18 protein-coding genes are annotated in these 18,920 nt (G+C 58.3%); 5 read left to right on the forward strand and 13 right to left on the reverse strand.

Annotated features, from left to right (window positions below):
- The first annotated feature begins 42 nt into the window (after nucleotides 1–42).
- Nucleotides 43–360 (forward strand): DUF3509 domain-containing protein, encoded by a 318-nt coding sequence (locus tag M2400_RS11230; protein ID WP_259196204.1) that lies wholly within the window; start codon nucleotides 43–45, stop codon nucleotides 358–360.
- Nucleotides 361–436: 76 nt separating this feature from the next.
- On the opposite strand, the gene M2400_RS11235 is transcribed toward M2400_RS11230, so the two are convergent.
- The 5 genes from M2400_RS11235 to M2400_RS11255 all read right to left on the reverse strand — a co-directional run bounded on the left by M2400_RS11235 (nucleotide 437) and on the right by M2400_RS11255 (nucleotide 4,510).
- A complete protein-coding gene (locus tag M2400_RS11235; protein ID WP_259196203.1) occupies nucleotides 437–1,297 on the reverse strand; it encodes a DUF4435 domain-containing protein in 861 nt (286 codons plus the stop codon).
- Nucleotides 1,297–2,697: an ATP-binding protein gene (locus M2400_RS11240; RefSeq protein ID WP_259196202.1), complete on the reverse strand. Its 1,401-nt coding sequence runs from the start codon at nucleotides 2,695–2,697 to the stop codon at nucleotides 1,297–1,299. The genes M2400_RS11235 and M2400_RS11240 overlap by 1 nt, the downstream gene beginning before the upstream one ends.
- 703 nt (nucleotides 2,698–3,400) lie before the next feature.
- Nucleotides 3,401–3,889: a phosphate-starvation-inducible protein PsiE gene (locus tag M2400_RS11245; RefSeq protein ID WP_177047234.1), complete on the reverse strand. Its 489-nt coding sequence runs from the start codon at nucleotides 3,887–3,889 to the stop codon at nucleotides 3,401–3,403.
- A gap of 121 nt (nucleotides 3,890–4,010) precedes the next feature.
- Complete coding sequence (locus M2400_RS11250; RefSeq protein ID WP_259196200.1) at nucleotides 4,011–4,196, reverse strand: antitoxin; 186 nt, start codon at nucleotides 4,194–4,196, stop codon at nucleotides 4,011–4,013.
- 56 nt (nucleotides 4,197–4,252) lie between these two features.
- Nucleotides 4,253–4,510, reverse strand: coding sequence for a DUF6124 family protein (locus M2400_RS11255; protein WP_259196199.1), 258 nt, complete (start codon nucleotides 4,508–4,510; stop codon nucleotides 4,253–4,255).
- A gap of 306 nt (nucleotides 4,511–4,816) precedes the next feature.
- Between M2400_RS11255 and M2400_RS11260 the strand changes: the two genes are divergently transcribed.
- Nucleotides 4,817–5,077, forward strand: a complete 261-nt coding sequence (locus M2400_RS11260) for a YebG family protein (protein WP_177121275.1) — start codon at nucleotides 4,817–4,819, stop codon at nucleotides 5,075–5,077.
- A 171-nt stretch (nucleotides 5,078–5,248) separates the two neighbouring features.
- Here M2400_RS11260 and M2400_RS11265 read toward each other — a convergent pair whose 3' ends face one another.
- Nucleotides 5,249–5,974: a dienelactone hydrolase family protein gene (locus tag M2400_RS11265; RefSeq protein ID WP_177075354.1), complete on the reverse strand. Its 726-nt coding sequence runs from the start codon at nucleotides 5,972–5,974 to the stop codon at nucleotides 5,249–5,251.
- A 132-nt stretch (nucleotides 5,975–6,106) separates the two neighbouring features.
- Nucleotides 6,107–7,126 carry a Glu/Leu/Phe/Val dehydrogenase gene (locus tag M2400_RS11270; protein WP_177047244.1) on the reverse strand — a complete coding sequence of 340 codons (1,020 nt, stop codon included), beginning with the start codon at nucleotides 7,124–7,126 and terminating at the stop codon, nucleotides 6,107–6,109.
- A gap of 186 nt (nucleotides 7,127–7,312) precedes the next feature.
- Between M2400_RS11270 and M2400_RS11275 the strand changes: the two genes are divergently transcribed.
- Nucleotides 7,313–8,116, forward strand: coding sequence for a SirB1 family protein (locus M2400_RS11275; RefSeq protein WP_177047246.1), 804 nt, complete (start codon nucleotides 7,313–7,315; stop codon nucleotides 8,114–8,116).
- 42 nt (nucleotides 8,117–8,158) lie between these two features.
- Nucleotides 8,159–8,983 carry a class I SAM-dependent methyltransferase gene (locus M2400_RS11280; protein ID WP_259196197.1) on the forward strand — a complete coding sequence of 275 codons (825 nt, stop codon included), beginning with the start codon at nucleotides 8,159–8,161 and terminating at the stop codon, nucleotides 8,981–8,983.
- Here the strand turns inward: M2400_RS11280 and M2400_RS11285 are convergent.
- The 4 genes from M2400_RS11285 to hmgA form a co-directional block, all read right to left on the reverse strand.
- Nucleotides 8,954–10,321, reverse strand: coding sequence for an aromatic acid/H+ symport family MFS transporter (locus M2400_RS11285; protein ID WP_259196196.1), 1,368 nt, complete (start codon nucleotides 10,319–10,321; stop codon nucleotides 8,954–8,956). The genes M2400_RS11280 and M2400_RS11285 overlap by 30 nt on opposite strands.
- A gap of 176 nt (nucleotides 10,322–10,497) precedes the next feature.
- Complete coding sequence (gene maiA / locus M2400_RS11290) at nucleotides 10,498–11,142, reverse strand: maleylacetoacetate isomerase (RefSeq protein WP_259196195.1); 645 nt, start codon at nucleotides 11,140–11,142, stop codon at nucleotides 10,498–10,500.
- A gap of 12 nt (nucleotides 11,143–11,154) precedes the next feature.
- Complete coding sequence (gene fahA / locus M2400_RS11295; RefSeq protein WP_259196194.1) at nucleotides 11,155–12,441, reverse strand: fumarylacetoacetase; 1,287 nt, start codon at nucleotides 12,439–12,441, stop codon at nucleotides 11,155–11,157.
- A 3-nt stretch (nucleotides 12,442–12,444) separates the two neighbouring features.
- The gene (gene hmgA / locus M2400_RS11300; RefSeq protein WP_259196192.1) at nucleotides 12,445–13,749 is read right to left on the reverse strand and encodes a homogentisate 1,2-dioxygenase; all 1,305 of its coding nucleotides are present in this window, start codon (nucleotides 13,747–13,749) and stop codon (nucleotides 12,445–12,447) included.
- Nucleotides 13,750–13,868: 119 nt separating this feature from the next.
- On the opposite strand from hmgA, the gene M2400_RS11305 reads away from it, so the two are divergent.
- The gene (locus tag M2400_RS11305) at nucleotides 13,869–14,660 is read left to right on the forward strand and encodes an IclR family transcriptional regulator (RefSeq protein WP_259196191.1); all 792 of its coding nucleotides are present in this window, start codon (nucleotides 13,869–13,871) and stop codon (nucleotides 14,658–14,660) included.
- Nucleotides 14,661–14,795: 135 nt separating this feature from the next.
- On the opposite strand, the gene M2400_RS11310 is transcribed toward M2400_RS11305, so the two are convergent.
- On the reverse strand, nucleotides 14,796–17,285 hold the full coding sequence (locus M2400_RS11310; RefSeq protein WP_259196189.1) for a LuxR C-terminal-related transcriptional regulator: 2,490 nt from the start codon (nucleotides 17,283–17,285) through the stop codon (nucleotides 14,796–14,798).
- 250 nt (nucleotides 17,286–17,535) lie between these two features.
- Nucleotides 17,536–18,903, reverse strand: coding sequence for a DUF1329 domain-containing protein (locus M2400_RS11315; RefSeq protein WP_017476034.1), 1,368 nt, complete (start codon nucleotides 18,901–18,903; stop codon nucleotides 17,536–17,538).
- Nucleotides 18,904–18,920: the final 17 nt, after the last annotated feature.

The following is an 18,920-nucleotide window of genomic DNA, read 5'->3' on the forward strand; positions in this document are numbered from 1 at the left end:
GGTCGTCAATGACTGCATGTTCTTATCAGGCGGTAACGCACCATGGACAACCCTTTTCAGATCATCACCGACACCTTCGCCCCGAAATACCGGGTCAATTTAAGCATCCAGCGGCTGGACGGCAGCATCATGCTGACCCTGTCCGACGAAGACGGCGTAGTGGCCAAACGCATGATCAGCGCCGAACAACGCAACGACCCGCAGCGGCTGAAACGGCTGGTGCAGAGTGTGCAGTTCGGGATTGCGATTGAGCAGGGGCACAGCGCAATTGAGATATTGGCGGTGATGACGGATGGGGACAGCCACAAAGTGTTGCAGCGGCCGCCGGTCAGCCGGCCGCCGCTGAACGCCGGGTTCTAGAGCTCGCCCTTCTCTGCCAAGCCCCCGTCTAGTTCGTGGGGGCCGACTTCAAAATTCACGAACCGTACTAATAAGACTAGTTCGCAGAAGCCCTAGAGTTTATAAATCTGGCAACAGGCTCAAGCAGGTCTATCATTTTAGATGAACGATGCATCACTGAAGAGAGCAAAGTTCTTGTCGTTTCCACATCATTATACTTGCCTTTAGCCTTAGGCCTTAACTCCAAAACTTTGTGCCTAATATACCGCTGCAAAGAATGCCTAAGCATTTTACCGGGAAAATCTTCAATTGTATTTTCCGAAAAATCAAAATTATCAATATAGTACGCTTCAACCAAAGCTAACACATCAGGATCTGGAATAAGCTGATCAATTAACTCTTGAATTTTCGCATCACACAATCGCCACGAGTTATTTTCACATAGAAAAGCTTCACTCCATGCAACTTTTTGCTGCCCCACCAAAGAGGGGCAAATACAGCGCTGATAATAAAACAACACCTTTATAAGAGTTTGAACAGATGCAGTAATAGACTCTACATACTCATCCAAACTAAAAGCATCTCTCGCATCTTTAAATTTACAATTAAGAGCAAATTGCAGAGAGTAACTAATCACCTCCTCACAAATAAAATAATTCTCTATTGAGTACCTACTTAACGAAATCAAGCGATTATCAACGAGCCCGACATCATTAAAATCTTTATCTACCAAGAAAATAGCATTCGTATTTTGATTACTAACTAAAAATTCCTTTATTGCCGTTTTCCCACCAGAAAATATAACATCGAAGTCTTCTCCCTTGTCCAACATTGCGGACAAACAAGACTCATAGATAGGAACGTCATCGCTTCCCTCTACGACTACGAAGCTTAATTTTTTCTGCCTCTTAATCCTCCTAAAATTTTCCTCTGCTGAGTACTCCCTAGTCGAGGTCATTAACGGCACTCCTCTAAGTCAATCTCAGTAGCACCAGCAGCGTGAATTGAAGGCGAATGCGTCGCTACGATAACTTGGGACTTAGGCGACAGCTTTATGATCGAAGGTAATATTTTTCTCTGCCAATCTAAATGAAGGGAGAGTTCTGGCTCATCCGCTACAAATATTGCACCATCTTTTCGACTTAACGCCGCTCGTCCAAGAATAGTGAGGATATGCTTCTCACCAGACGACAAGTCTGACAGCCTAATTTCTTTATTATTCGATCGAACTCTGAACTGACCATCCTCATTTAGAGAAAAGCTCTTTCTAGAATTAAAATAGCTGTTGATCTCATTCTCATAATCACTGAAAGACTTAGTTAGCTCCAGCTTTTCACCCTGCATTGACTCAACATCTTCAACAATCGATAAAAAACGATCATTGAAGTTTGTCATGGCAATCAGATTAAAATAAGAGGTATTAAACTTAACTGTCGCTGCATTTATTTTTTTGCTGTCGGCCCTGCTTCGCTCAAGGTCCATCTCTTTATATGCCGCCTTCACATCGTCATTTAATTTCTTCCAAGTTTTAAAATGTTCATAAATTTTTTCTTCTGGAACATTTATCTTTGCATCTCTCAGTTTTTTTACATAGCCAGGAACATTGACATCTTCCAAATCTGAATCAATCGCTTTTGTAGCTTTATTAAGAGCCTTAGAGCTCAGCTTAACCAAGCTCTCGTCAATCATAACCTTTTCAATTATCTTAGACTTCAAAACTTCCAATTTATTAGTGATGGTTTTTCGCGTCTCGTTCGCCTCACTAATAAACTGCTTTTGCAAAGAGTTCAAAACTCTCACACTAGGATCCATTATTTCCAATATTTGAGATTGAGTAATATTCTTATGACGCAATGCACTATGGAGATACTCATCACGCTCATCCCTCATACCAAATATTTCCGAGTCATGCATCCGCAACAATGGCACATGAGTTAAGTTTATCTTACTCAAAATTGACTGCTTCAGAAGCTCCGGTATTTCTCCATACTTCTCCTGTATACGGTCAGAATATTCACGAGATCTGATAACAAATGTGTGCGGTTCCGACTCTTCAATTTGATAAGTTATTTCATACCCAGACCTGTGGGACTCAGAGGCAACACGATGCAGGACCAAAAATTTTGCTGCCCGGACCTGTCCCGCCTTCGCTAAAAATATAGTTATTGACTCAAAAGCTATTTTAGCAAGCGACTCCAGCTCAACATTAAGGCAATTAACAATAAGGTTAATTATCGTTGTTTTACCTGCACCATTATCCCCGAAAATACAATTACAACCCTCAGACAAATCAATTTTATAATTATTATCCTTTTCAAAAAGCCCGTTAATAATGACTCTTTTTATATAATATTCCATATCTTCCCTTCCCTTTTAAATTCGCATATATCGTTTATCGCAGAGCCACCAGCGAGCAGTGGAACTCCAAAAAGCCAAAGATATCAATTGGCCACCACCTTGTCCAGTCTTGAAAAGACCAACCCAAAAAAATTAGCTACGCAAGACCATAAGAACTATCAACCAGTTAAAACGTAAAGACCATAAAGAACAAAATCCAACTCATAAAAAATACAGGGCAAGAGCCGAAATGTGCGCCCCCTTAAACTTACAAACAACCAAACATCCAGATAGTTAAAACCTATTATTCAGCAACAACCACACAACCATTATTAATACCCCTACCCAACTAACACTACGCCTCTATTAACTCTTCAAAAAATTGCCTTCAAACGACGTCCTAGACCTCTTCAATGAAATACAAAATCCTGGACAGATCAAGTAGGCTTCATGGATAGCTTTTATCAAAAAAGTTAGTCTCTACCTTTTTTGGTGATAGCTGAATAACTGTATTATTTTGATCCTGCCTAATAATGACCGCATGGTTATGAAGTGCATGAGTTGTGCCGAACAACGGAACAATCTATGCCTGTTGAAAAGTTGGGATAAGGCGTGCAGTTAATGACCGCAATTGAGCAGGAGCACATTACCATTGAGATATTGGCAAGGGGACTGATGGGGATAAGCGGCGACCGGTTATCCGGCCGCCGCTGAGTGCCGGGCTTTAAAGCTCGCCCTTCTCTGTTTCAAGGCTCGCTTCGCCCTTGCGGCGCGGGCCTTCGACCTTTACCGACGGAAATGCCGACGAGGCATACCGCACCACCAGAATCGCGAACGCCAACAGCAGAATCCCGCCGCACAGGTAGATGATGCCGAGGTCGGGCGGGTTGTGGTGGGAGACGTTGGAGATCAGCAGGCGGGTGAGCGCGGTGATCGCCACGTAGATCAGGAAGCGCACGGGCATGTGGTTGGTCTTGAAGTAAATCCCGACCATCGCCCCCAATTCCAGGTAGATGAACAGCAGCAAGATGTCATCGATCTTGATGTGCCCCGTTTCCAGCATCCCCAGAAACTCCATCACCGCCGCATAGGCAGTCACCGCACCAATGGCGAACAGCGCCAGGTAGTGGAAGGTCTCGACGAACAGATTTCCCAAGGACTCGGCCAGTTGGTGCACGGTCTTGCGCAGGTTTTCAGCCCAGTTGATTTTCACGATGATGCTTCCTTAGGTCGGCTCGACCGGATAATGCGGGTTGGACGTGACGGTTTCTCTGCATGCAGAAAAAAGGCCAGGGAACAGGAAGTGAGATGGTGGCGGGGTGATATGAGGCACTTCAATCGGTTTTATGAGCTAAACGCTTAGCATCTATCAGCGCCTTTATCTGCGACATGACCTGATCATGGGGGATACCTGGTCTCGCGTCTTCAAGGGCGGCCTGCACGTTGGCGCGGAACCAACGGTCATAAGAAACAGCAGAACTTTCGCTTTCAGGCAATTCCGGAACGTCATGAATACTCATTGTGGCTCCTTATGCGGTCGTTCCCGCCAGCGCAGGAACGACTTAGCAGTCCGACATCAGGTCGGGGCGACTTGATCCAACGCTTGATCGACCAATAAACCACTCATTTCGAGCAGTTGATGGATCGCCAGAAGCAAACTTCGCTGCGGGCCCTCAAGCTCAAAAGCCAGGCTACAGGCCATTTCACGGGCACTGTTCAAGGTTTCGCTGGCGTTGGCGAGTAACGTTTCGGTGTCAGTATTTGGGGTTACAGCGAAAAGCGCGGTAGACGGCTTTAGAGGCGATTCAGAAAAACAGGCAGTCATTTTTACCATGGTGCAATTCCTTGGATTAACAAGAGGTTTGCTCCTTCATTTCGAGCCGCCAAACTCGTGCACCGCATAAGCGAAGCCCGGAAAAGGTAAGCCACTGAACGACGCCCCTGCAACCCCATCAACCTGTGAGAAGTTTCCGATAGGGCAAACCAGCATTTGCCAGCTACATTAAAAAGCCACTACCCAAAGCCCATGGATTGGCTTATGCTTTTAGCTGTATATAAATACAGTATTCGCACGAACGCATGGCGACACCCGAACCAAGGGCTACCCCCTTCAATACTGCACCGATGACGAGGCCGAAAAATGGCTGTTGAAACCCTGTATCGCAGTACCCGTGACCTGGAGACTACATTCGTGGATCGCAAACTTGCCGACGCACACGACCAGATGCTTGAACTGGCAGAGTCCCTGATGGAAGTGCTGCTGAAAAACGTCGAAGGTTTGAGCGAGAAGCAGGCAGAAGATGCCGGTATTTTCATGGCCAAGAACCGCACGGCGTTTGCGGCGGCGTTCAAGAACAATGCGAGTGCGCTGGCGGAGATTGGGCAGGCGGACGCTGAGTGATGCGTTGCCTGTAGTGGTGAAAGGGCTTGTTGTGGCAGAGGGAGCTTGCTGTGGCGAGGGAGCTTGCTCCCGCTGGAGTGCGCAGCGCTCCCAAGCTTTTGGGTCTGCTGCGCAGCCCAGCGGGAGCAAGCTCCCTCGCCACAGGTTATGCGTTGATGCCTTTCACATGTTTTACGCCTGCCACAACGTCTTGCCAAAGAACGTCAACGTCCGGTCCCACGCCAGTTGCGACCAGGCGGCATCGTATTGCGTGTCTGCAATCCGACCATCACCAATCGCCGTCTCGTTGGCAAACGCATGGCGCGCCAGGTAGCGATGGAAGGTCGCGTCCACGCCCGCCGCGTGCAGTTTTGACTCCAGTTCAGCCACGGTGTCGATATTGAAGAAGGCATCCTGCGTGCCCCAGTGCCCAATCAGCGGCGCCTTGATCTTCGAAGCATCCAGATATTCCAGCGGCGGGAAGCCGTACCACACCACGCCCGCAGCCAATTCCGGAATCGCATTCAGCGCCAACAACGTCAGCGCCCCGCCCATGCAGTAACCGGTCACGCCGACTTTTTTCGAGTCCGCCTGCAAGTACTGCACGGCACCTTTGATGTCCTGGGAAACCGCATCGCCAAAATCCAGACCATCCATCAGGTGATGAGCTTCTTCCTCTTCCACCGTCGACGCACCGCGATAAAGGTCCGGCACCAACACCCGGTAGCCGCATTCCGCCAAGCGGTTGGCCACGCCCTTGATCTGGTCGTTGACGCCCCACCACTCCTGAATCACCACAATCGCCGGCGCGCCTTCGAGTACCGCCGGGCTGGCCAGGTAGCCGTTGACTTCCGCGCCATCCGGGCGTTTGAAGGTGATCATGCGCCCGCTGGAGCGCCCTGCTGTTTGTTTGGACATGCAAACCTCTGTCTCGGGATTTGAGAAACCAAGCGTTCAACCACAATAGTAAAGTGCGCGGCCGCGCGGATGTAACCATCTCCCACGCAGGCGCATGACAGTTACACGCTGACGGTTAAGCGGCGATTATCTTCAGCGGTACAACAACCGCTCCGCCAGCTCATCCGCCACCCGCGCGGGTGAGCGTTTTTCAGCCTGGGCATGGGCGAAGATTTCCGTCAGGCGTGTGCCGATGTTCGACAAGTGTGCGGTGATGGTTTCCAGCTCTGCGCCGCCATGCTTGAGGGCGACGTAAATCAGGCCGCCGGAGTTGATCACGTAGTCCGGCGCGTAAAGAATCCCACGCCCTTCCAGTTGATCGGCCACTTGCAGGTTGGTCAGTTGCGCACTGGCAGAGCCGGCCACCGCCGCGCACCGCAACTGCGCGACCGTGTAGCGGTTGAACACCGCGCCAACGCCGCAGGGCGCGAGGATGTCGCACGGGGTGCTGAGCAAGGCTTCGTTGGCAATTGGGTGCGCGCCCAGCTGTTCCATGGCCAGTTGCACCTTGCCGTGGTCGATGTCGCTCACCAGCAACTCAGCCCCGGCGGCGTGCAGTTGCTCGGCCAGGGCATAACCGACGTTGCCCAGGCCCTGGATCGCCACGCGCAAACCTTCCAGGTTATCGCTGCCCAGGCGGGCCATGGCGGTGGTGCGGATGCCGGCGAATACGCCCATGGCCGCGTGGGGCGATGGATCACCGGCCGCCGTGGTGCTGGTGACATAGCGGGTCTGCTGGGCGATGCAATCCATATCGGCCACCGAGGTGCCGCTGTCGATGGCGGTAATGTAGCGGCCATCGAGCTGCTCGATGCAGCGGCCGAAGGCCTCGAACAATGCGGCGCGGCTTTCCACATGGGCGGGGCGGATGATCACCGCGCAACCACCGCCCACCGGCAAACCGGCCAGGGCGGCCTTGTAGCTCATGCCCTGGGCCAGGCGCGCGGCATCCGCCACGGCACTTTCTTCGTCGGGGTAAGAGAGGTATCGGCAACCTCCGAGGGCGGGGCCCAGGCGGCTGTTGTGGATGGCAATAACCGCCTTCAACCCGGTGACCGGGTCGACGCTCAGGTGCAGCGATTCAAGGCGGGTGCTGTGCATGAGCGCAAACATCGTCGAGCTCCCGAATCACTTCTTGTAGGCGCCAAGTATAGGACTGCCAGCGGAAGACTGCTGAAGCGCGCAGGAATAAGGCCACCGGTTTTAAAGGGTTTGCGACATAAACAAGTAGGACCCGTCTTAAGGCACTGGACGAAAGTTCACAGCAAGGCTAAAACGAGACATCCGCCGGAGAACCCAATGACGCCCCGCAAAGCCTTTTTTGCCTGCCTGGAACGGTCACCGCCCGCGCTGTTTGAAGCCGCGCTGTGGATGGCGGCCGAGCACGACCCGGCAGTGGACCCCTTGGCCATCCTGCAGGACTTCAAGGTGTTGCAGCAGTTGGTCAGCCTCAGCATGCCGATGCTGCCGCCGGATGAATTGGGGCAACCATTGCTGCGGCGCATGAACGACCTGGGTTTCGCCCAGGATGATCACACCCCGCTGCGCCCCGCCGCCGCCCTGCTGGACAAGGTATTGAAGCGCAAACGCGGGCAGCCGCTGGCGTTGGGGCTGATTGCACTGGAACTGGCCCGGCGCCTGGACATTCCCCTGGTGGGCGTCAACTTTCCGGGACACTTCCTGTTGCGGGTTCCGGGCGCCGATCACCTGCTCGACCCCTGTGGCGGCCGCCGGCTGTACCCCAACGATTGCCGCGACCTGCTGACTCGCCAGTACGGGCCCAATCTCAAATTGCAGGCCGACCACCTGCACACCGCCGAACCACGCTCGATCCTGCAACGGCTGTCGCGCAATCTGCGCCAGTTGCACCTGTCCAACGACGACCACCTGGCCGCCCTGGTGGATGCCGAGCGCGTGCTGGAGCTGGGCAATGCCAGCGCCGCCGATTACCTGGCCCGGGCCAGTTTGTATCAGCGCCTGGATTGCCCGAACGCCGAGCGTTTTGATCTTGAGCATGCATTGATGCTCAGTGAAGACCCGATCCAGCGCCTGCGCCTGACCGAGCGGCTGGGGCATTTGCCGCCTAACTCTGTGGTGCATTGACCCGCTTGGCGTAAGCTGTACCGCCCCATGGATGAGGTTGTCATGCCCCTGCGCTCCCCCGCCGAACGTTACCTCGAAGATTTCCACCAGCGCCAGCCCGGCACCACCAGCGCGGCGTTCGCTGAACTCGCGGCGGTGAAATACAGCTCTTCCTATGCCGCGTTGACGGCGCACGTGCCGGCAACACACAGCCCACTCACCGTCCTGGACCTGGCCTGCGGCGATGGTTATCTGCTCAAGCTGCTGGCCGACCGCCAGCAACCCGGCTTGCAACTGATCGGTGTCGACATGAGCCAGGCCGAACTCGACGCCGCCCGCGAGCGTCTTCCAGTTGAGATCACCCTGCTCAAGGAACGCGCCCAATCATTGAGTGTGGCTACAGCCAGTGTCGACGTGCTGCTGTCGCACATGGCGATCATGCTGATGGATGACCTCGACCAGGTGCTGCAAGAGGTGCAGCGAGTCCTGCGCAGCAGCGGCACATTGGCAGTCCTGATTGGCAGAAGCTTTCTACTGGGCCCAGTCGGCGTGGCGTTTCTGGAAGCCTTTCGTCCAATCGCCGAGGAAGACCGCCTGCCCAACCTGCAGATGGGCGACCCGCGCACCCGCAATGAAGCCGGCTGGCACACCTTGCTGGAGGACCACTTCAGCGACCTCAGCGTCGAAGATATCGACGTCCATTGGCAGCCTCAGCCAGAGGAACTATGGACGTCATTAAAGGAAACCTACGATATCGACCGGCTGACACCGCCCGCCAAGGCCCGCCTGAAAGAACGCTTCCTGGCCGCCATCACCCACCTTCGGCAGAGTGATGGCAGCGTGTCCACCGGGTGGGGGTTACGCGTGATCAGCGCCAGGCGCCGCTAACGCATCAGCGCCTTGTGACACCGGGCTCTTTGGCGAGCGCACCTGGATAATCAACAACGCCGCAATCACCGCCGGAATCGCGCAGAAGAAGAAAATCTGCTGCACTGGAATGTGCATCGCCAGCAGCAGGCTGCCGAACAGCGGCCCCAGGATCGAGCCGAACCGCCCTACTCCCAACGCCCAGCCAGTACCGGTCGCTCGCACATGAGCCGGGTAGAAGTTACTGGCAAATGCGTTGAGGGTCAGTTGGCCGCCGATGATGCAGAAGCCCGCCGCAAACACGCAGGCCACCAGGTAACGCGGATTGTCGTGGTTCAGGCCCAGCAGAATGGTGCACACCGCAGCTGCAGCGAGCACGCCGGACAGCAGGCGCACTTTGCTTTTGAGCCGGTCGGCAAACCAGGCCATGCCGATGGCGCCCAAGGTCCCGGCGAACAGGAACATCGAGGTCACCAGGTTGGCTTCGTTCAGGCCCAGGCCGCTTTCCAGCAACAGCGAAGGCAGCCAGCTGATCATGAAATACAGCAGGATCAGGCTGACAAAAAACGTTGCCCATAGCAGCAAGGTCGGGCGCGCATAACCATGGCGAAACAGCTCCACCACCGTCAGTTTGCTGCCTTGCTCCTGGCGGTTTTCTGCCTCGCTCGCCGCCGGCGGTTGCCAGCCGGGCAACATCCGCGCGGTGACTTTTTGCAGGCGCGCATACGGCGGTGCATCACGCAGCAGGCGCGGCAGGGATTCGGGCAACATCCAGGCGAGAAACGGGAACAGCAGCAACGGCGTCACGCCGCCGGCGAGGAACACCGCCTGCCAGCCAAAGCTGTCGATAAACCCGGCGGCCACGAAACCGCCCGCCGCGCCACCGAAAGAGAAACCACACGCCGCCAGCGTCACCATCAACGTGCGCAAGCGGGGCGGTGAATATTCCGACATCAAGGCCATGGCGCTGGGCATCGCGCCGCCCATGCCGATGCCGCAGATGAAACGGGCGGCCATCAAGGTATTCAGGGAATTGGCGAACACCATCAGCACCGTGAGGCTGGCGTAGATCAGCACGCAACACAGCAGGATGCGCCGCACACCAAAACGATCCGCCAGCGGCGTGACGGCGAGGGAGCCGAGGGTCAGCCCCAGCAGGTTGGCGCTGAACACCGGGCCGAACGCAGCTTTTTCCAGGCCCCAGTCCTTGGCCAGCGCCGGGACCACGTAGCCTAGGACCTGGGCGTCGTAGCCGTCGGTGACCAGCAACAGAGCCAGCAACAGGAGTATCAACCACTGATAGCGCGACACCGGACGGGCGTCGAGTGCCGCACGAAAGCTGGCAATCTGATTGTGCATCGCAAGAGACCTGTGTTGTTTTTATAGTTTGGACACGCTGGAGCTCACATGTGGGAGCTGGGCTTTTGTGGGAGCTGGCTTGCCTGCGATAGCATCACTTCGCTGTAACTGACACACCGAGGTGCCTGTATCGCGGGCAAGCCCGGCTCCCACAAAAAGCCAGCTCCCACATTGATTTAGGGTGTGTCAGGGGTATCGGGCTGGTTGGCAGGATGAGCCGCCATGAACGCCGGATGCTGCGCCGCCAATGCCGCCACTCGCTGAATGCGCGGATACGCCGCCAGCGACACCTTGAACCGCTCGGCCGCATAAACCTGCGGAATCAAAAACGTATCCGCCATCCCCGGCTGCTCGCCAAAGCAATAACCCTGATCACCGATCAACTGCTCCACCGCCGCCAGCCCCTGGCTGATCCAATGCCCGATCCACTCCAGCACCTGCGCTTCATCGTGCCCCCACTGCTTGAGCAAGTTCTGGGTGCTGGAGTTGTGCAGCGGATGAATGTCGCACCCGATGATCGACGCCACCGCGCGCTCATGGGCGCGGGTCGCCGAATCCTTGGCGAGCAATGGCACCTGTGGATAACGTTCCTCCAGGTACTCGATGATCGCCGGCGACTGAATCAACACATCGCCGTCATCGGTGCGCAAGGCCGGCACGCGACCTTGGGGGTTGATCGCCAGGTACTCCGGCTGGTGGTTGGCGCCGCCCTTGGGCACCAGCAGGTTGACCGGCACCGCAGTGAAATCCAGGCCCTTGAGGGCCAGCGCGATGCGCACCCGGTACGACGAAGTGGAGCGGTAATAGGTATAGAGTTCCATGGCCCTGCCCTCTCAGCGCGCCGCGACCACGGTACCCCGGCACTCGCCGAAGCCGATGGAGGCAAACCCGTCGCGACTGGCGCGGGCACGCAGGATGATTTCGTCGCCGTCTTCAAGGAATTTACGTACCTCGCCAGACGCCAATTCGATCGGCTTTTTACCGCCTTCGGTGATTTCCAGCAGGCTGCCGAATTGGCCCGCTTGCGGGCCCGACAAGGTGCCCGAACCAAACAGGTCGCCGGCCTGTAACTGGCAGCCGTTGACGCTGTGGTGCGCGACCATTTGCGCCACGGTCCAGTACATGTGTTGGGTGTTGCTCAGGGTCAGGCGATGGGCCGGCAGGTTCTGCTCGCGCATCGAGGCGGTGGTCAGCAGCACTTCCAGTTCGATATCAAAACCACCGGCGGCCTGGTCGCGCTTGTCCAGCAGGTAGGGCAGCGGTTGCGGGTCGCCTTCAGGGCGCGCCGGTTGTGCCTTGCGGAACGGCTCCAGGGCTTCAGCCGTCACCACCCAGGGCGAAATGCTGGTGATGAAACTTTTGGACAGGAACGGGCCCAGCGGCTGGTATTCCCAGGCCTGGATATCGCGCGCCGACCAGTCGTTGAGCAGGCAGAAACCGGCGATGTGGTCAGCGGCGTCGCCAATGGCAATCGAGTCGCCCATGGCATTGCCCTGGCCGATCCAGATGCCCAGTTCCAGCTCGTAGTCCAGACGGGCGCAGGGGCCAAAGGTCGGCTCGGTCTGGCCGGCCGGCAGGGTCTGGCCTTTAGGACGGCGGACGTCGGTACCCGAGGGGCGGATCGTCGAAGCGCGACCGTGATAACCGATGGGCACGTACTTGTAGTTGGGCAGCAACGGGTTGTCGGGACGGAACAGTTTGCCGACGTTTTGCGCGTGCTCGATACCCACGTAGAAATCGGTGTAGTCGTTGATTTTGGCTGGCAGGTGCATCTCGCAATCGGCCGCCAAGTGCAGCGCGCTTTGCAGTTTGCCTTGCAGGCTGCTGCCTTCCGCCAGCAGTTCCAGCAGGCGCTCACGCAGGGCCACGCGTGGGCCACGGCCGAGTTCGAAAAACGCATTCAGTTGACCGCCAGCAGTGGCTTCAACGGCACGGCGGGCTTCGCCCTCAAAGCATTCCACAGCGGCCTGCAGGTCAAGAACCTGCTCGCCAATCGCCACGCCACTGCGCGGCGCCGAACCGTTGAGGCTGAACACACCCAACGGCAGGTTTTGCAGCGGGAAATCCCGGTGACCGTTGGCGCAAGCGACCCAACTGCGGGTGAGATTAGGCTGAGTCATGGGTTATCTCCGATTCGGGTTGAAGGTTGCAGGCAGCGAGGCCCAGCAAGCGTCGTAGGAAGGTTGCAGTTGCGGGCATTCCAGCGCGAACTGAGTAGGACGCAGCACCTGGCTGGTCTCGAACATGAACGCCATGGTGTTATCAATCTTGTGGGGCTCAAGCGTCGCGTTGATGGCCTTGGTGCAGGTCTCGCCATCCGGGCCATGGGCGCTCATGCAACTGTGCAATGACGCGCCGCCGGGCACGAAGCCTTCGGCCTTGGCATCGTAGGCACCCTGGATCAGGCCCATGTATTCGTTCATCAGGTTGCGGTGGAACCACGGCGGCCGGAAGGTGTTTTCGGCGACCATCCAGCGAGGCGGGAAGATCACGAAGTCGAGGTTGGCCAGGCCGTGCACGCTGGTGGGCGAGGTCAATACGGTGAAAATCGACGGGTCCGGGTGATCGAAACTCACGGTGCCGATGGTGTTGAAGCGGCGCAGGTCGTATTTGTACGGCACGTTGTTGCCGTGCCACGCCACCACGTTCAGCGGTGAATGATCCAGCTCGCAGCCCCACAGTTCACCGAGGAATTTCTGCACCAGGGTGGTCGGTTGCTTGAGGTCTTCGTAATGGGCGACGGGCGCGAGGAAATCCCGTGGGTTAGCCAGGCCGTTGCTGCCGATCGGGCCGAGGTCGGGCAGGCGCAGTGGCGCGCCGTGGTTTTCGGCGACGTAGCCGCGGGCCTGAGCGTCCAGCAGTTCAACGCGGAATTTCAGGCCGCGTGGCAGCACGACAATTTCCAGCGGCTCCACGTCCAGCACGCCCAACTCGGTGGCGATGCGCAGGCGGCCCTGCTCGGGGACGATCAGCAGCTCGCCGTCGGCGTTGAAGAACACACGGTCCATGGAGCGGTTGGCGCGGTAGGTGTAGATGCTGATGCCTGAGGGTTTTTCCGACCCGGCGTTGGCGACCATGCCGACAAGCCCGTCGATGAAATCTGTCGGCTCATCCGGAATATCCAGCGGGTTCCAGCGCAAGCGATTGGGCGTCACGGCGCCCAGCGGTCCACCGGCCAACTGCCGTTCCAGCTTGACGAACGCCGGGTGGTTGGCCGATGGCTGAATGCGATACAACCAGGTGCGCCGTGCTTCGCTGCGGGCCATGGTGAAGGCGGTGCCGGAGAAGAGTTCGGTGTACAGCCCGTAGGGCGCTTTTTGCGGGGCGTTCTGGCCGACGGGCAATGCACCGGGCAAGGCTTCAGTGGCAAATTCGTTGCCAAAACCCGACTGGTAGACCGGCTTTGAAATAGTTGATTCGAGGGTCATGGATCATCCTCTGAGCGGAAGTTGTTTTTATCGTAATCCAGTTACGCATAACGTAATTTGATACCTGTTGACCGTCAAGCTATAAAGACGCCCATTCGTCCTTCGGATTCATGCCCTCCATGGAAAAGCCGCCCGCTCCCCGCGACACCGGTAAACAGAAAGTCCGCTCGGCTGAAGTGGGCACCGACATCCTCAAGGCCCTGGCGGAACTGTCGCCGGCCACCTCGTTGTCGCGCCTGGCCGAACACGTGCAGATGCCGGCGAGCAAGGTCCACCGCTACTTGCAGGCGCTGATTGCCTCAGGTTTTGCCGAACAGAACACCGCCACCAACCACTATGGCTTGGGCCGCGAAGCCTTGCGCGTGGGGCTGGCCGCGCTGGGCAGCATGGACGTGCTGAAAGTCGCCGCCCTGCCGCTGGCGGAACTGCGGGACGAGTTGAATGAAACCTGCTTCCTGGCCGTGTGGGGCAACCAGGGCGCGACCGTGGTGCATATCGAACCGGCGGTGCGCGCGGTGACGGTGGTCACGCAATTGGGGTCGGTGTTGCCGTTGCTCAGTTCGTCCACCGGGCTGGTGTTCAGCGCGTTTCTGCCGACGCGGGAAACCGTGGAGTTGCGTGAGCGGGAGATTCAGGCGGGCATCGCCCATGCGCTGGCGGATGACCAGGCGTACGCCAGCACCTGTGAGCAGATCCGCCAACGCGGCCTGCACTTTGTGCACGGTTTGCTGATGCCCGGCGTGGACGCGCTGTCGGCGCCGGTGTTCAACGCAGTCGGCCAGGTGGCGGCGGTGTTGACCGTGGTGGGGCCGACGTCGCTGTTCCATGCCGATGAAGACGGCCCGGCGGCGAAGCGTTTGTTGGCGGCGACCCAGGCGGTGAGTTGGCGGATGGGTTATCAGCTTCCCTGACACAAGGCCGTTCAACTGTGGGAGCTGGCTTGCCTGCGATAGCGGTGCATCAGGTTAGCCATCTGTCACTGACACACCGCTATCGCGGGCAAGCCCGGCTCCCACACTGGCCTGCGTAGCTTTCCGGATTGGAGTTCAAGCCATCAAGCCCAAGGTCTTGGCCTTGGCCACCGCCTGGGTGCGCCGCTCCACCCCCAGCTTGCTGTGAATCCGCCGCGCATGGGTCTTCACCGTGTGCAGCGAGATAAACAACTGGCCGGCAATTTCCAGATTGGAATTGCCCTGGGCAATCAACTGCAGCACCTCCAGTTCACGCTGGCTCAGAGGATTTTCCCCCGCCGCCGCCGGGCATTCCTGCGGCTCCAGCCCCAACGCGCTTAACAACCCCGGCTGCCTGAGGCGCAATTCGCGAATCGCCTGTTGCACCTGGCAACGCCCCGCCAGTTCCAACCCGGCTTCCAGCGAGCGCACGGCCAATGGTCGATCGCCGACTTGCCAGGCCACTTCCCCCAGCACCAACTGCAACTCCGCTTCCAGGCACAGCATGCCCCGCTGCCGGGCGGTCTCCAGTAGTACGCTGAGGCGGGCGATGGGCTCTTCAGCGCGACGCAATTTGACTTCGGCCAACACCTGCAAATACTCGAGGCGCGGGATCAACTCCAGGGTAGCCGGCGGCGCCTGTTTGGCTTTCGGCCCACGATAGTGACGCAGCACGCGGGTCACTGCTTCCAGGGTCAGTTCAGCGCGGCCCTGTTGCAGCCAGAAATGCCCGCTGAGCAATAGCAGCACAGCGCGATACACCGTGTCGGGTACCTGGCGTTGCTGCATCAGGCGCTCGGCGTCCCGCAACTGGATAAACGCCTGTGCGTAATCGCCTTTGTTGGCGGCCAAAAGCGCCAGGCCGAGGTAGCCGTAGAGCACGCGCTTGTCCTGGCTGTGCAGGCACATTCCCAGGCCGGATTCGAAGCATTCGGCGGCCACCGCATCGTGCCCCTGGCGCAGGGCCAGATGCCCCCGTCGCAACGAAATCCGCCCCATCAACGGCCCGGCCTTGAGTCGCTGTTGCACCAGCATGCGTTGCACGTTTTCCAGCAGGCTCTGGGCCCGATACGGCGCGCCGCGTTGCTCCAGCAACTGCGCGTGATCCAACTCCAGCAACGCCTCCAGCAGCAAGGAGCCGTGGGACCGCGCCAGGCACAACGCCTCGCGGTTCAGCGCCTGGGCCACGTCCAGTTCGCCACGCAGCAGGGCCTGTTGAGTCAGGCCCGACAGGCACATCAACCGCGAGGTCCAGGCGCTTTCAGGCAAATCTTGCAGGGCTTCCAGAAAATGCTCGCGGGCCCGTGCGGCTTCGCCGCCAAGGTGCAGCAGCCAACCCCATTGCGCCTGCCAGCGAGCCAGCAGATACCGCTGCAAGTGCGCGGTCGGTTGCGGGGTAAAGCGCGCCAATTGGTCGATACACAACGCCGCCTGATCGAAGCGCCCGGCAAACAGCAACGCCGCCGTCACCAGCCCCACCAGTTGCGCGGAACCCAGCATCAATTCATCACCATGCTGCTCATGCAGGCGCAACAGCAGCACGGCGTTTTGCTGGCGGAACAGGTCTTCAAAACTGAAATGCTGCAGCAGGCTCACGGCCACTTCGTATTCTTCGGCCAGCAGCGCCTGTTCAAAGGCCGCTTGCCAGTCTTCGGCGGCGGTGAACCATTGGCAGGCACGCCGGTGCCAGGAGCGTTTGGCCGGCCAGGGTTCGTCGCGCATAAGCTGCGCCAGCGGCGGGAAGATCTGCAGCCAGTCGGTGGCGTCGTCCCAGGGTTCGATAAAGGCGCCCAACGTCTGCAAGTCACGCAGGTAGGCGCCACCGTCGCCAAAGCCGAACAGATGGTCGCACAGGCTCGGGTTGAAACGTGGCAGGTGCGCAAGCACGCGCCAGGCTTCGGCCAGTTCCGGCGCGAGGCCACTGAACAGTTCGTGTTGCAGGTAGTCGAGCAAGGTTTTGTCGGGGTGCCCGTCGCCTTCAAGCAGTGCGATGCGTACACCGGCGCACCAGCCGGCGCTGAACGTCAGCACCTTGTCGACAGCGGTCCCGGCCAATACGTGGATTTCGTCGTGATCAAACGCCAATTCCGCCGCGCTGCATTCCCACAGTTCATCGTCCAGCAACAGCCGCGGCCAGTTACACGCCGGGCGCCGCCGCGCGCCGATCCACCAGGTCAAGGCCGGGCTGCTGGCGGCCAGAATGCGATCGAGCAAGCCATCCAGCTCAGGCGCCGGCACACGGCAGAAGTCATCCAGAAACAGCCACGCAGGCGCTTGCCAGCGGTTGAGGGCCAGCAGCAGCGTAGGCTCATCGACAAAATCGAGGCCAAGGCTATGGGCCAGGCGCTGGCACAAATCCAAAGCCGCGCCGTTCAGCGGCAACCAGTACACCTGGCAATCTGCCGGCGCCTGCAAGGCGCACTCGGCGAGCAGCGCACTCTTGCCGCTGCCGGCCGGGGCGCAGAGCAACTTCACCCGCGCCGAGGCGTTGAGCAACGGCACGGCCAGGCGTGGGCGCAACAGATGATGGGGAGACAAGCGTGGCATGAATCCAGGACGATCCAGACAACGGGTCATGGCGGTCATTACTGCGTCCCTGTTTTTATTATTGGGCGGCGTGCGCCCTACCCTAGTCCTGTGGCTGGCGGTTGTTGAGGAGTATTCAGCAGGCTGATTGTCGGACATAAAAAAGCCGGGAGCCCAAAAGGCTACCGGCCTGAAACTGTAGGAGCTGGCTTGCCTGCGATAGCGGTGTGTCAGGTTAGGTATCTGTTACTGATACACCGCTATCGCAGGCAAGCCAGCTCCTACAGGTGGAGCGCATTTCAATCAGGTTTTAGCGCACGCCCTCCGAGCGCAATGCCGCCGGGGTGTAGTCGGCCGCCTTGGCCGCAAAGCCGAACACGAAGCTGCTCTTCTCTTCGTTCTTCATGCCCAGGGCGATGTAGCGCCCGGCGATGATGTCGTACAGGGTTTCGACGGTGTAGGCCGGCACCTGGTGGTCGTAGTAGAACTGCGCATGCCCCTCGGCCACACGCCACAGTTGGCCACGCCCGTCGTAGTGATCCACCAGCGCCACTTGCCAGCTGTCTTCGTCGATGTACATGTGGCGCTTGGCGTAGATGTGCCGCTCGCTGGGCTTGACGGTGCCGATCACTTCCCAGACCCGGTGCAGCTCGTAGCGGGTCAGGTCCTGGTTGATGTGGCCGGCCTTGATGATGTCGTCGTACTTGAGGGTCGGCGAGTCGAGCTTGTAGCTGTTATAGGGAATGTACATCTCTTTCTTGCCCACCAGCTTCCAGTCGTAGCGGTCGGGGGCGCCGGAGAACATGTCGAAGTTATCCGAGGTGCGCAGGCCGTCGGCCGCAGTGCCCGGCCCGTCGTAGGCCACTTGCGGCGCACGGCGCACCCGGCGCTGGCCGGCGTTGTAGACCCAGGCCAGGCGCGGTTCCTTCACTTGGTCGAGCGTCTCATGCACCAGCAGTACGTTGCCTGCCAGGCGCGCCGGAGCAGTCACCGATTGTTTGAAGAAGGTCAGCACGTTGGCGCCCTTGACCGGGTCCATGTCCGGGATCAGTTGCGGCACGGCCACTTCTTCTTCGAAGCGGATCGGCGTGTAGCTGCCGTTGGTCTGAGGCGTGGCCTGGGTGATGATGCGGCGCAGGTTGCCGCCGTGGTAACGGGTGATGTGGTTCCACAACACTTCCACGCCGTTCTTGGGAATCGGGAACGCGTAGTAGCGGTTACCGGTGAAGTTCTCCAGGCCGTTGCCGTCGTTGATCGCATGCACGTTGAGCGCGCTGCGCTTGATCGACTCGTAGATCTCCGGCGGCAGGTTGACCGTGCGGTGGGTCGGGTAGACCGGGATCTTGTAGGTTTGCGGGTAGCGCTTGAACATCGCCACCTGGCCTTCGGAGAGCTTGTCCTTGTACTTGTCGACCGTGGCGGCGGTGATCACGAACAGCGGTTTTTCACTGGCAAACGGGTCGGCGAGGAAGCCTTTGCTGTCGACCGCGCCGGCGTTTTTCGGGATGCCGCCGGTCCATGCCGGGATCGAACCGTCGGCGTTGCCGGCCTTCTCGGCGCCCACCGGGGTGAGGGTGGTGCCGAGCTTGGCCGCTTCTTCCGGCGAAACAGCCGCCATCACGTTGGCAGCCAGCAGGCTCAGGGCCAACACGCCGCATTGCAGAATCATCTTGCGCATAGTCTCTTGTCCTTCCT

Origin of the sequence: Pseudomonas sp. BIGb0558, from assembly GCF_024807515.1 — a bacterium.
Taxonomy (GTDB): Bacteria; Pseudomonadota; Gammaproteobacteria; order Pseudomonadales; family Pseudomonadaceae; genus Aquipseudomonas; species Aquipseudomonas yamanorum_A.